The sequence below is a fragment of the Sulfurimonas sp. NWX79 genome, from assembly GCF_039667035.1.
Classification (GTDB): Bacteria; Campylobacterota; Campylobacteria; order Campylobacterales; family Sulfurimonadaceae; genus Sulfurimonas; species Sulfurimonas indica.
In genome coordinates, this window is sequence record NZ_JALCZL010000005.1 from 15,449 (window position 1) to 27,131 (window position 11,683).

Sequence of the window (11,683 nt, forward strand, 5' to 3'; positions counted from 1 at the left end):
ATACTTAAATATATATTTTATTTAAGATAAAATAGTTTAAATTGTATTAAAAAGTATAAATATAGAATAATAAACAAATAATAATGTGTTAAATATATAATAAAATATATATATTATACGGAAAACCGTATTCTGATAAGAAAAAAAAGTAAGAAAAAAATAGCCTTCAAAAAAGAAGGCTGAAAAAATTATTCGATTGTCAGAGAAATTGCGGGAGGAAGTAGGGTGATTTTATTCTCTTCGATTTTTAGGTGAAATGGAAGATAGGCTTTGGCATCTGTTTTATAGTGCAGTTCATGCTCTTTATCAATAGTAAAGACTATGTGATTGAGACCTCGAAAAGGTTGCTCTACAGAAATAGTTGCGTTCTTGTAGGAGTTCTTAATACTTTTTTCTTCTGCTTTGAGCGAGGCTATCTCATCTTCTAAAAGTTTGAGATTGTCGTACTTGAAACGTTTTGCCTGCTCTAACTTGTATTTTAAATCATCCAACTCTTGTTTGATGTACTCTATTTTTGCTTTGAGCACAGGAATGTCTTGATAGCTGATCTTAAAAAGATTGTCCTCTCCACTTGCCAAACGAACAGTAATCGAGTTTGATGCATAAACCTTGAGGTTGTTCTTTGTATGCCCAATCGTTACATCTTGTGCATAAACCTGTCCGCCCAAAGAGGATTCGATATTGACTTTTGTTGCATGGATAATACCACCTTCAAGCAGACCTATTTCTGCCTTATGACAACGCAGGGTTCCTTTGTGCCGGTTTATCTTTGCAAATTTTGCATACTGTTTGGAGTCTTGGTGTGTCGCGCCTTTGATTTCAAGCTGCATGGCTTCAAGCCTTGAGTTCGCACCGACAAATCCTTCAACATGAATGGACTCTGAGACAAGCTCTACACCTTCACCGATAGAATCTTTGGTCGTGTCGTGCTGTGCTACGATAATATCAATATTGTTCCCCTCGTCTTCCGTGTCAATAATATGCTTATTACGTGATATCTCATGTAGTCGGAGTCTATTATCTACGGAGAGTTTTACTCCATCATAGTGTACATAACCACGATTGATACTGATGTAGCGTTTTGAATTGTTGTCCTCTTCAATACGTACAGATTTTGGGTCAATCTCTACATGGATATCAGAGTTTTGGGCATAGACAGTATCAATGTTTTTACCATAAGCATTAAGACCGTTTCGCCCATACAGCGGTTTTTTGTACTCGATAAGTATCTCATCTTTGTCAACCTCGATGATCATACTGTCATGTTCTTTCTCTTTAAACCAGAATATAACTTTGCTCTCACGTGAGATAATAGGCTCAATTCCTTCAAAAAGAGGAATCTTTACTTTTTTTGTAAATTTACTGGCATAGAGATATTTCACAAAATTTTTGAGTGTTTTTTTCATTTTCTCATCAAAGAGTTGGATGAGGATCTTATTGGAGGCTTTGATTTTATTTATCTCAATGTAAAGAAGTCGTAACAACTCTACAGGTTTGTAAAGTTTGTAGGGTATTTTTGATTTAGGAGAGAGAATCAGTTTAGGGTGTGTTGCATACCTGCCATAGTCAATGCTATAGAGCAACTCTACTTCCTGCTTCTCTTTTTGCATAGCTGTAATTGTATATATCTGAGCAAACTCGACATGTTCATTGATTATTTTGTCTCTATCAAGGTATTCAAGAAGGCGCTCTTTTGTATAGTGCTCAAACTCATGGCTTCTGTTGTTCTGAACAAGTGTTTCTACTTTGTTTATTGTAAAATCACACTCTGAAATAGGAAGGAGATTATCTGTAGCATAGCGACTCAGCGCATCTTTTATATGCTTTGTTTTGATAAGCTCTTTTGTCGGCATCTGCTTAATACTCTAAAAGATCACTGTAGTCATATTTTGAAAAGTTCAGATAGAGTTTGCCGTTTTGTTTGATGATGCGTACATCTTTGTCATAGACAGCAAGAAATCTTTTTTTGATGATTTTTCGCTGATAAGGTTCAAGATCAAGTCTTTTGAGGTACTCTTTTAACTCTACAATCTCATCTTCTGTTTTTTTCTCTTTTTTACTTATTTTTGTATCGACCACAGTGTCCACATCGTGGATAGTCTGTGAGTTTTGCGTAAGCAGTTGTCTGTTCATTAGCTCTAGGATATTTTTTAATTGCTCATCTTTTTTAGAGTAAACCTGTTCTATCTTATTCATCTCATCACGTAGCATTTGCTCTTTGTCATCAATGAGCTTGTCGATTTTTGCTTCAAGTTGAATGATTTTTTCTTTAAGTTGCTGATTCTCTTTTTGATAGAGTGAGAGTACCATGGCAACTGTTGTTTTTGGTTTTTGTGGCATCTGTTTCACCTCTTTGTCTTGCTGTTTTGCTTCTTGTGTCTGTTCTTTTTTCTCTTTATGAATTGCTTCTCTTTTTTCTTTATCAAGTGAGCTTCTTGTAACAATGATGTAAGTTACTCCATCTTCTATGATATAGTTGAGTTTTTTTGCACGCAGCTTGGAGTTTATCATCTCTTTGGACATTTTAAAGTGTTTGGAATACTCATCTAAAGTCAGTCTCATCTTGTTTGCTCCTTTATGCTGCAGCTTTTAAAATTTATATTTTGGAGGAGTAATTATACCTGATTTTCTCATCCATACTAAATAGCCTCGTTTTGTTAAGTTATGTTTGTCTTTAAAGACATAGGCTTCAGAGTGTTTAAACTCCCTTCTTTGTAAAAGTTCATTGTAATCTTCTCTTTTTTTGAGAAATTTTTTAAGATGTTCATATGCGATGTCAGAGACCATAACCGTTGAGATGGTAAAATCTTTTAACTCTAAATATCTCGCACAGTCGTTAAGACCGTCTCCTATAAAGTTTTTATGTCCTAAAATGTCACGAAACTGCTTGACTCCACCGGTATGAACTGCAATGCGAATACCATGAAAGTAAGGGAACATCTTTGCAATCTGGTCTGAGAAGTGGTTGAAACTCAGTCCAAGAATTACACCGTAGCCTTTGTACTTTGGATTGAGTATGCAGTAAAAACCGTCTCCTGTCGGAATAAAACCCATGATAAAACTCTCTAAAACTATCTCAGAATGAGAGAGCATCTTCTCAATAACCTTACGGTAACTGCGTGTTAAAAACGAGATGATTTCAAGCTGCTGTTGTGAATCAAGTTTGGAAAAGTCAATGATGTCTATTAAAACAATATCGGTAGTGATCTCTCTTTTTGTTGTCATAATCAATTCTAACATAAAGTTGTTTTAAATGAACTATAGATTATAATTCCAAAAATAGACTTCTTGCACAATTTTTATTAGTTTCAAAGAACTAAAAAACGGTAAGATAATGTAAAATAAATTTTTAGGGAATAAAATGAGCAAAGGTATCTTAGATATTGTAAAACCGGGTGTACTTTTTGGTGAAGATGTTTTAAAAGTTTATAATCACGCAAAAGAGAATGGGTATGCACTTCCAGCAGTGAACGTAGTAAATACAGAATCATTGAATGGTGTGTTAGAAGCTGCAAAAAAAGCAAATTCGCCTGTTATTGTACAGTTTAGTAACGGCGGAGCACAATTTTATGCAGGTAAAGGGCTAAGCAATGAGAATGAAAGAGCTGCCATTTTAGGTGCTGTCAGTGGTGCTATTCATACACATATGATGGCAGAAGCTTACGGTGTACCTGTCATTTTACATACAGACCATGCTGCAAAAAAACTCCTACCGTGGATAAATGCACTCTTAGAAGCTGGTGAGAACTATTATAAAACTCAAGGAAAACCTCTCTTCTCATCACATATGTTAGACCTCTCTGAAGAGCCTTTGGCAGAGAACATTGGTATCTCCAAAGCTTACTTGGAGCGAATGAGTAAAATCGGTATGCATATTGAGATAGAACTTGGTGTAACAGGCGGAGAAGAAGATGGTGTTGACAATACAAACATTGATAATGCACTGCTTTATACACAGCCAGAAGAAGTAGCACTTGCATATAAAGAGCTCAGTGAGATCTCTCCTAATTTTACAATTGCTGCATCATTTGGAAATGTGCATGGTGTTTATAAGCCGGGGAATGTTCAGCTGACTCCTAAGATATTAGATAACTCTCAAAAGTACATTGAAGAGAAGATGTCAACTGAGAAAAAACCTGTAAACTTTGTTTTCCATGGCGGTTCGGGTTCACTTCCTTCAGAGATCTCAGAAGCTATTTCTTACGGTGTTATTAAAATGAACATCGATACTGATACACAATGGGCAACATGGAATGGCGTGAAAAACTATGTTGAGAAATATCATGACTACCTTCAAGCGCAAATCGGGAACCCAGAGGGTGAAGATAAACCAAATAAAAAATACTACGATCCTAGAAAATGGCTGCGTGCAGGTCAAGAGTCTTTAGTAGAGCGTGTTCTTCAAGCCTACAAAGATCTCAATGCAATGGATAGAAACTAAGCTTAGTTTCTCTCTTTAGCTTCTTGATGGATATTCTCAAGAGAATTGAGGTGAGGGTTTTCTCCGTAGTGTCTAAAGAGAAGCTGTCTTAATTTATTAAGGTTAAATCTCCAAAATCTTTCTTTATCAAAGGCTTCATGATTTGTCATTAACTCATGAAGTACTTTTTCATCAGGGGTCTCCTCTAAATCTTTTAAAACTCTGTGCATATGTTCTATAAGATAGTTGTGTGAATCCTCTCCGGTATCATCATCTTCGAGAGTTCGGTTGATTAAAAAAGGGTACATCTTCCAAATACTAAATATCAGTGCGATGATAAAAGCTATCATCATCCATGTTGAAGTACTTATCTCCATTAAAAACCTTTTGTCTGTATTGCTAAAATCTTAATTATAGAACAATTTTGATAAAATAGCGTACTATGAATGAAAAGAATGATAAAGTATTTACAAAACCGATAAAAAAACAGTTTGAATTTGATGAAGAGGTAGCCGCTGTCTTTGATGATATGCTAGAGCGCAGTGTTCCTTTTTATAAAGAGAGCCAGAAAATCACAAAGTTTTTTGCACTAAAAGCACTGCGTGAGAATGGGGTCTTATATGACCTAGGATGCTCAACTGCATCACTGCTTATTGATATTCACAGAGATTTAAACACTCCTGCAACACTCATAGGTCTTGATAACTCAGAAGCAATGTTAGAGCGTGCACAAAGAAAGATAGAAGCCTTTGGTGCTAATGTGCATGTCGCAAATGCGGATATTTTGGAGTATGATTATAAAAAGGCAGATGTTTTTATTTCAAACTATACACTGCAGTTTATAAGACCGCTCGTGCGAGAAGAACTTGTTACAAAAATTGCGGATGCACTTACAGAAACAGGAGTTTTTATCTTTAGTGAGAAAATCATTTCACATCACGCTAAATTAAATAAAGATTTGATAGAGTGTTATTATGACTTTAAAAAAGATCAAGGCTACTCGGAGTATGAGATAATGCAAAAACGGGAAGCCTTGGAGAATGTTTTAGTTCCTTACAGTGAAGAGGAAAATATCATTATGGTGAAAAATGCTGGTTTTTCACATTGTGAAGTGATTTTTCGATGGGCAAATTTTGCTACATTTATAGCGATAAAGTAGAAATAAATATGAGATTTTTTATACCACTACTAATAATTTTACTCTCTTGTTTTAGCGGATGTATGCAAGAAGAGCCTGCTCCAAAAATTCTAACAGATACTCCTGTTGCTAAAAATATAGAAACGAATAATTCTCTATCAGAAGATACAAAGCCTGCAAAAGCAAAAGAGCATACACTTACAGTTCAGAGTGTCGAAGGTGCCCGTGTGAGAATTTTGAATATAAAACCGAAATATCATGATGGTATGCAACTAAAAAGTGGTAAGTACCTTATAGAGGTTACAAAAAGAGGATATAAAAAGTATAAGAAATGGATTAACCTTGAAGATGATTTGGTTTTACATATCTCCTTATCGAAAAACAAAAATCCTTACGATACTCAATACTTCAAGTATGTAACAAAGATAGAGTGGGAAAGCCATCATGATCTCTTTACTTTGGAGTATGACAGTAAAAACAAGCTTATATGGGCATTACAAAGTGCATATGTCGATTATGTAAAGCAGAAATATCCAAAGAGAATTCTCAAAAATACACTCTATGCAAAAGGCACACCTTGGCCGAAAATCTATGAAACAAATATAGATACCTTAATATATACAGGGTACTTCAGATACAGAGGAAGGAACTTTCTTTTTAAAAATAAAAACAGTATAACACTTTACAAGGCAGGGAAAAAAGAGCAAAAAGCAAAGCGTGTGGCACATTTAAGTAAACTGGAAGTCAATTCAATGGTGCAATATTGGAGACTTCCAAAAGAAAAAGAGCTACTGCGTGCAAACCCTTTTGCAAAATATCAGAAGTACTTTCAGGTAAGCTACAGTCGTTATAAAAATGTTACTTTCAATCTGCCAATTTTGTGTACAAAACTTAAAAAAGGCTCGTACTACTCAAACTGTAGCGTTGTCTATACCTACAATGAAAAAACAGGATTGTATGATGGGAAGAGAATTAATCAGGCTAAGCATATTGATGCAAAGGATGGACTCTACTTTGCACTCAACCATGCAAAAAATTTCGCACTTGTGACACCGGTGAGAGCTATTAGTACAAGGTATGACAAGATTATTTTTGACACTAGAATCAATGGCGAACAAAAACTTGCTGCTTTGACAACACTGTTGATTCAAGAGAGTCTGCAGAAGAAGAAACAGAAAGTGAAAAACATTGCAAATATGATGGCATCAAAAGCAATGCATATGATTTTTGGAGATCCTAAAGTAAGTGGCAGAAAGCTTTATGCTTCATCAAATGATTTTAGCAGAGTTTTAAAAAGAAAGAGAAAAACGGTTGCAAAAGCCATCTTTCGTGTGAAAAATCAAAAGCTTTATCTCTCTGCCCTGAAATAAGAGGAGATAAATTACCAAACATTGGAAGTAGGCTCAGGCTCTTTTTTCTTAATGGCTTCCTTCATCTCTTTGTAGGTAATGATATCATCTTCACCACACTCTTTATGATAGTATCCTTGCAGGTCATAGTACTCTTTACAATCACTGTAGTATTTCATAGATATACCGTGTTTGTTCACACAGGCAGAGAAAAAGAGTGTCGTTAATAAGAGTGTTAATAGTAGGATGCTTTTTTTCATATCACTTATAAAGCAAGGTTTATACCTAAACTTTAAAACTCTCTTTTGTTTTGCAGAGGTCTGTTAAAAAACACTCATCGCATTTTGGATTTTTGGCTCTGCAGATATAGCGTCCAAAGAGTACCATTCCCTGATGTAGAGCATGCAAGTCATTTTTAAATTTTTTAACCAAAGTTGCTTCTGTGGCTTTGGCAGTTTTGTCATCACTAAGACCTAAACGGTGTGAGACACGAAAAACATGAGTATCGACTGCCATAAGATTGGCTCCTGTATATTCAATCATCACGACATTTGCTGTTTTTTGTCCGACACCTGCAAGTGTTTGGAGGTCTTTTTCATTCATCGGAATCTCTCCGCCATAGACTTCGACAACACGTTGCGCCATCTTAATGATATTCTTTGCTTTGTTATTAAAAAAAGAACAAGTGTTAATGAGTGCTTTGACATCTTCAATATCGGCCTCTGCCAATGCTTCTGGAGTGGGGTATTTTTCAAAAAGTGCAGGTGTTATCAGGTTTACCCGTTTATCTGTACACTGTGCAGAGAGGGCGACAGCAATAACAAGCTCATAGGCATTTTTATATTCCAGCTCTGTTACAGCGTCACTGTATCTTTCGACAAATCTTTTATGTATTTCTGTTATCTCTTTTTTTGTTGCTTTTTTCATAAAATGGATTTTAGCACTTTTTTGTGTTATAATCAAAATTACGACATTTTTTTTGGGGATAAACTTATGGGTATTTTTTCAATCTTTTTTGGCTTAAAAGAGAAGAGCTGTGAGCCGGTCATTGTAGAAGATGATGTGTCAGAATATTTAGATAACAACTTTTTTCGACATATCGTTGATACAAATGAGAGTATGACACTCTGCTTTTTAGGAGGCGAAGGATGGATATGGGCCAACAAACACTTTTTAGAAGCGATGTCCTACCACGATATCAATGACTTTAAAAGAGAAAATGAGAGTATCAGAGATATCTTTTTAAATGAGAGTGAAGAGATATTTACAGAGTCAGATAAAAGCTGGCTTGACTATATCAAAAAATACAAGAGTGATGGATACCGTGTCAGTATAACTTCAAAAGAGACAAATGAAGTACTTGTCATCGATGCATTTTGTAGTATCTACCCGCACAATAAAAATCTTTATATTTTAGAGCTGAAAGATATGACAGCACTGCATAAGGCACAGCTAAAAACAAAAGAGGTCGAGAAGCTTAAAACGAAATTTTTGGCAAATATCGGACATGAGTTTAGAACACCGATGAATGGTATTTTAGGCTTTGTAGAACTTTTAAAAGAGACAAACTTAGATCAAAAACAGCTTGAATATATCAATATGATCTCCAAATCATCAAAAAGCCTAATGTCCAATATTGAAATACTTTTAGATCTCTCTCAGCTTCAAGGTGGCCGTCTCACTTTACAAAATGAAGAGTTCAATATTCTACCAGAGATGGAAGAACTTATATACAATTTTTATAAAATGGGAGAGGAAAAAGGGGTTAAAGTTCTCTCTTTTATTGACCCGAAACTTCCTAAAGTACTCACAGGTGATATGAAGAAAATCTTACAGATTATGAGTGCCATTACACAAAATGCTGTCAAGTTCACACCACGTGGAGCTAAAGTAATCATAGAAGTGAAACTGCTCAAACGTGCACAAAATGGAGACTGCAGTATAGGCTTTGGTGTTAAAGATAACGGCAAGGGTATCTCAGAAAAACAGATAGCATTTATGTATGAGCCGTTTACTGCAGGAAATCATGCAGACCAGAGAATGGGAGTAGGGCTTAGCCTCTCCTACGGACTTGCAAAACTTATGGGCTCAGAGCTTCGTATCAACAGTGAAAAAGAGAGCGGTACCTATGTAAACTTTGTGCTTAATTTTAAACGTTCTGAGGGGCAGAATTTTAAAATGATGCCAAAAAGAAAAGTAAAAGTGCTGCTACTTGATAAAAGTAGGGTGGATGAGGCAAACTTTTTGACAATTTATCTGCGTGCATTTGCTATTGATGTTATCAAGTCAAACTTATTAGATGAATCGCTCTATGATGATATAGATGCACTCTATATAGTGGCAAATCAGAACGATTCATCCTGGATGCTGGAGCTTGGGACATATTCGAAAAAGGCGCCTATCATACTTCTTTTAGATGAAGGTGAGAGATTACAGACAAAACTGACACACATTGTTGATGAGACGGTTCATAAACCGCTTTTACCAAGCAGTATGGCAAAACACCTTTATGCGATTCATAAATTTGAAACAGTTTCAGAAGAAGTGCCAGAGTTGAATCTAAAACAGAAAATCAAAGCATTGGTTGTCGAAGACAACTTGATTAACCAGCGCCTCATTCAGTTGTTATTGCAGGAGTATGATATTATGGTTGCAACAGCGGCAAATGGCTTGGAAGCAGTTGATATGACAAAGAAAAATAAGTTTGATATTATCTTTATGGATATTGATATGCCTGAGATGAATGGTATTGTTGCAACAAAACAGATAAAGGATCAACTCTCAAGAAAAACGAAACTTCCAATTGTTGCACTTACAGCAATGGCGATGGAGGGTGACCGTGAGATGTTACTGAGTGAAGGTTTGGATGATTATCTCTCCAAACCATTAACGCGTGAAAAGTTAGAGTCTATCTTAGATAAATATCTGAAAGTTCCTGTATAAATGAGAGTTGTTTAATAACCGTTAATATAAACTTATTAAACTTTTCATAACTAATTACAAGGAACTAGAATGAATAAAGTTACGATTTTACTTGCAGCACTACTCTTAACTGGTGTAGTGGCATCAGCAAAAACTTTAGTAAGTGTTAACGGAAAACCAATCACTCAAGAGGAAGTTGACCAAGAGTTAATGCAGGCTACACAGGGTAGATTTAATCAGGTGCCGGCTGATCGTCAGGCAGCATTCAGACAGCAGGTTCTTCAACAGCTTATAGGTAAAGAGCTTATTTATGATGATGCCAAAAAATCCGGTATCACGAAATCTGCAGAGTATAAAGCAGAGTACAAAAAACTTGAACAGAGAATGAAAAAAGAGCTTGCTATCCAAGTTTGGCAAAAAAAGCTGCTTGATGGTATTAAAATCTCAAACAAAGAACTAAAAGATTATTACAATAAAAATATTGATGAGTTTAGAGAAAAAGAGTCTGTTCATGCACGTCATATTTTAGTAAAAACAGAAGATGAAGCGAAAAAAATCATTGCACAGTTGAAATCTTTAAGCGGTAATAAACTCAAAGAGAAGTTTATAGAACTTGCGAAGAAAGAGTCAACTGGACCAAGTGGCCCAAATGGTGGAGATTTAGGTTATTTTTCAAAAGGGCAAATGGTACCTGCATTTAATGATAAAGTATTTTCTATGAAAAAAGGTACAGTTACAAAAGAACCTGTAAAGACTCAGTTCGGGTATCATGTAATCTATTTAGAAGATAAAAAACCATCAATGACAAGAAGTTTCAATGAAGTAAAAGCATTTATTGAACAACGTCTGAAAATGGAAAAGTTTAAAGAAGTTATGAAGAAAAAAATGGATGAACTTCAAAAAAAAGCTACTATCAAGTAAGCAGCCATGCAAACTTCTCCTCTGTCTAAAATCTTTTTAGATGGAAGAGAGTTCCTTGTCAAACGAGATGATTTGATCGACCCTTATTTGGCAGGAAACAAATACAGAAAACTCTATACACTTTTACAAACTCCAAAAGAAAAATATACTACAGTCATCTCTTACGGTGGAACACAATCCAATGCCATGCTTGCAATCGCTGCTTTATGTAAACACAAAGAGTGGCAGTTTATCTATTATACAAAAGAGCTTTCACACAGACAAAAAGAAAATCCGCTTGGAAACTATGCTGAGGCACTTCGTCTTGGAATGCAGCACAAAGAGATAAGCAGTGAACTCTATAGAGATTTTATTGTTTCACTGCGCTTGAACTTAGATGAGAAGAGTTTTGTAATAGACCAAGGCGGTGCAGTGCAAGAAGCAAAAGCAGGTCTTGATGTTTTAGCTACTGAGTTGCGTGAGCAATTACAGAAACTCCCTCATATAAAAGCAGTGGCTACTCCATCAGGAACAGGAACAACTGCTCTTTTTTTAGCTAAAGCATTGCCTGAGTATAGAATTTATACTACACCTTGTGTTGGAGATATCGTGTATCTGAAAGAACAGATGCTGGCACTTTCTGAAATACCAGATAATCTAATGATTTTAAAGCCAAAAAAGAAGTATCATTTTGCAAAACCCTATAAAGAATTTTATGAAATATATAAAAAACTGCTAGCAGCAGGAGTTGCATTTGATCTGCTCTATGCACCTGCTATGTGGCTGAGCCTTTTGGAACATACTGATGAAGCAATTCTCTATATTCATAGTGGTGGCGTGAGTGGGAACAGCTCTATGTTAGAACGCTATAGAAAATTTGACAAAGAGTGACTCAAGGAGTATAATAGTTAGGCTTCTTACAAAACTTCTAAGAAGTCTAGTGACTTTTGCAAC

The 11,683-nt window shown here is 35.5% G+C and carries 12 protein-coding genes; 6 read left to right on the top strand and 6 right to left on the bottom strand.

What is annotated here, in order from left to right:
* Positions 1-188 precede the first annotated feature (188 nt).
* Genes MNY27_RS03425 through MNY27_RS03435 form a run of 3 tightly spaced genes read right to left on the bottom strand, consistent with a single transcriptional unit; the run spans position 189 to position 3,240 of the window.
* The gene (locus MNY27_RS03425) at positions 189-1,853 is read right to left on the bottom strand and encodes a flagellar assembly protein A (protein WP_152183928.1); all 1,665 of its coding nucleotides are present in this window, start codon (positions 1,851-1,853) and stop codon (positions 189-191) included.
* Between the two features lie 4 nt (positions 1,854-1,857).
* Positions 1,858-2,562, bottom strand: coding sequence for a hypothetical protein (locus MNY27_RS03430; protein ID WP_152183929.1), 705 nt, complete (start codon positions 2,560-2,562; stop codon positions 1,858-1,860).
* Between the two features lie 27 nt (positions 2,563-2,589).
* Positions 2,590-3,240, bottom strand: a complete 651-nt coding sequence (locus MNY27_RS03435) for a hypothetical protein (RefSeq protein ID WP_246153824.1) — start codon at positions 3,238-3,240, stop codon at positions 2,590-2,592.
* A 121-nt stretch (positions 3,241-3,361) separates the two neighbouring features.
* Between MNY27_RS03435 and fbaA the strand changes: the two genes are divergently transcribed.
* Complete coding sequence (gene fbaA / locus MNY27_RS03440; protein ID WP_152183930.1) at positions 3,362-4,441, top strand: class II fructose-bisphosphate aldolase; 1,080 nt, start codon at positions 3,362-3,364, stop codon at positions 4,439-4,441.
* Positions 4,442-4,443: 2 nt separating this feature from the next.
* Here fbaA and MNY27_RS03445 read toward each other — a convergent pair whose 3' ends face one another.
* Positions 4,444-4,797 carry a hypothetical protein gene (locus tag MNY27_RS03445; protein WP_152183931.1) on the bottom strand — a complete coding sequence of 118 codons (354 nt, stop codon included), beginning with the start codon at positions 4,795-4,797 and terminating at the stop codon, positions 4,444-4,446.
* A gap of 65 nt (positions 4,798-4,862) precedes the next feature.
* Here MNY27_RS03445 and cmoA point away from each other — a divergent pair, with 65 nt between their 5' ends.
* A complete protein-coding gene (gene cmoA, locus MNY27_RS03450; RefSeq protein WP_152183932.1) occupies positions 4,863-5,579 on the top strand; it encodes a carboxy-S-adenosyl-L-methionine synthase CmoA in 717 nt (238 codons plus the stop codon).
* An 8-nt stretch (positions 5,580-5,587) separates the two neighbouring features.
* On the top strand, positions 5,588-6,928 hold the full coding sequence (locus MNY27_RS03455; RefSeq protein ID WP_346391881.1) for a hypothetical protein: 1,341 nt from the start codon (positions 5,588-5,590) through the stop codon (positions 6,926-6,928).
* Positions 6,929-6,939: 11 nt separating this feature from the next.
* Here MNY27_RS03455 and MNY27_RS03460 read toward each other — a convergent pair whose 3' ends face one another.
* Positions 6,940-7,167, bottom strand: a complete 228-nt coding sequence (locus tag MNY27_RS03460; RefSeq protein WP_152183934.1) for a hypothetical protein — start codon at positions 7,165-7,167, stop codon at positions 6,940-6,942.
* A gap of 25 nt (positions 7,168-7,192) precedes the next feature.
* Positions 7,193-7,834, bottom strand: coding sequence for an endonuclease III (nth, locus tag MNY27_RS03465; protein WP_152183935.1), 642 nt, complete (start codon positions 7,832-7,834; stop codon positions 7,193-7,195).
* A 66-nt stretch (positions 7,835-7,900) separates the two neighbouring features.
* Between nth and MNY27_RS03470 the strand changes: the two genes are divergently transcribed.
* The 3 genes from MNY27_RS03470 to MNY27_RS03480 all read left to right on the top strand — a co-directional run bounded on the left by MNY27_RS03470 (position 7,901) and on the right by MNY27_RS03480 (position 11,620).
* Positions 7,901-9,850, top strand: coding sequence for a response regulator (locus tag MNY27_RS03470; protein WP_346391882.1), 1,950 nt, complete (start codon positions 7,901-7,903; stop codon positions 9,848-9,850).
* Between the two features lie 69 nt (positions 9,851-9,919).
* Positions 9,920-10,750 (top strand): peptidyl-prolyl cis-trans isomerase, encoded by an 831-nt coding sequence (locus tag MNY27_RS03475; RefSeq protein WP_152183937.1) that lies wholly within the window; start codon positions 9,920-9,922, stop codon positions 10,748-10,750.
* Positions 10,751-10,756: 6 nt separating this feature from the next.
* Entirely contained in the window at positions 10,757-11,620 is an 864-nt protein-coding gene (locus MNY27_RS03480; protein ID WP_152183938.1) for a pyridoxal-phosphate dependent enzyme, read from the top strand.
* Positions 11,621-11,683: the final 63 nt, after the last annotated feature.

Excerpts from the sequence above, each read along its gene's own strand:
- MNY27_RS03425 (WP_152183928.1), bottom strand. The coding sequence starts at position 1,853 with ATGCCGACAAAAGAGCTTATCAAAACAAAGCATATAAAAGATGCGCTG.
- MNY27_RS03430 (WP_152183929.1), bottom strand. The coding sequence starts at position 2,562 with ATGAGACTGACTTTAGATGAGTATTCCAAACACTTTAAAATGTCCAAA.
- MNY27_RS03435 (WP_246153824.1), bottom strand. The coding sequence starts at position 3,240 with ATGTTAGAATTGATTATGACAACAAAAAGAGAGATCACTACCGATATT.
- fbaA (WP_152183930.1), top strand. The coding sequence starts at position 3,362 with ATGAGCAAAGGTATCTTAGATATTGTAAAACCGGGTGTACTTTTTGGT.
- MNY27_RS03445 (WP_152183931.1), bottom strand. The coding sequence starts at position 4,797 with ATGGAGATAAGTACTTCAACATGGATGATGATAGCTTTTATCATCGCA.
- cmoA (WP_152183932.1), top strand. The coding sequence starts at position 4,863 with ATGAATGAAAAGAATGATAAAGTATTTACAAAACCGATAAAAAAACAG.
- MNY27_RS03455 (WP_346391881.1), top strand. The coding sequence starts at position 5,588 with ATGAGATTTTTTATACCACTACTAATAATTTTACTCTCTTGTTTTAGC.
- MNY27_RS03460 (WP_152183934.1), bottom strand. The coding sequence starts at position 7,167 with ATGAAAAAAAGCATCCTACTATTAACACTCTTATTAACGACACTCTTT.
- nth (WP_152183935.1), bottom strand. The coding sequence starts at position 7,834 with ATGAAAAAAGCAACAAAAAAAGAGATAACAGAAATACATAAAAGATTT.
- MNY27_RS03470 (WP_346391882.1), top strand. The coding sequence starts at position 7,901 with ATGGGTATTTTTTCAATCTTTTTTGGCTTAAAAGAGAAGAGCTGTGAG.
- MNY27_RS03475 (WP_152183937.1), top strand. The coding sequence starts at position 9,920 with ATGAATAAAGTTACGATTTTACTTGCAGCACTACTCTTAACTGGTGTA.
- MNY27_RS03480 (WP_152183938.1), top strand. The coding sequence starts at position 10,757 with ATGCAAACTTCTCCTCTGTCTAAAATCTTTTTAGATGGAAGAGAGTTC.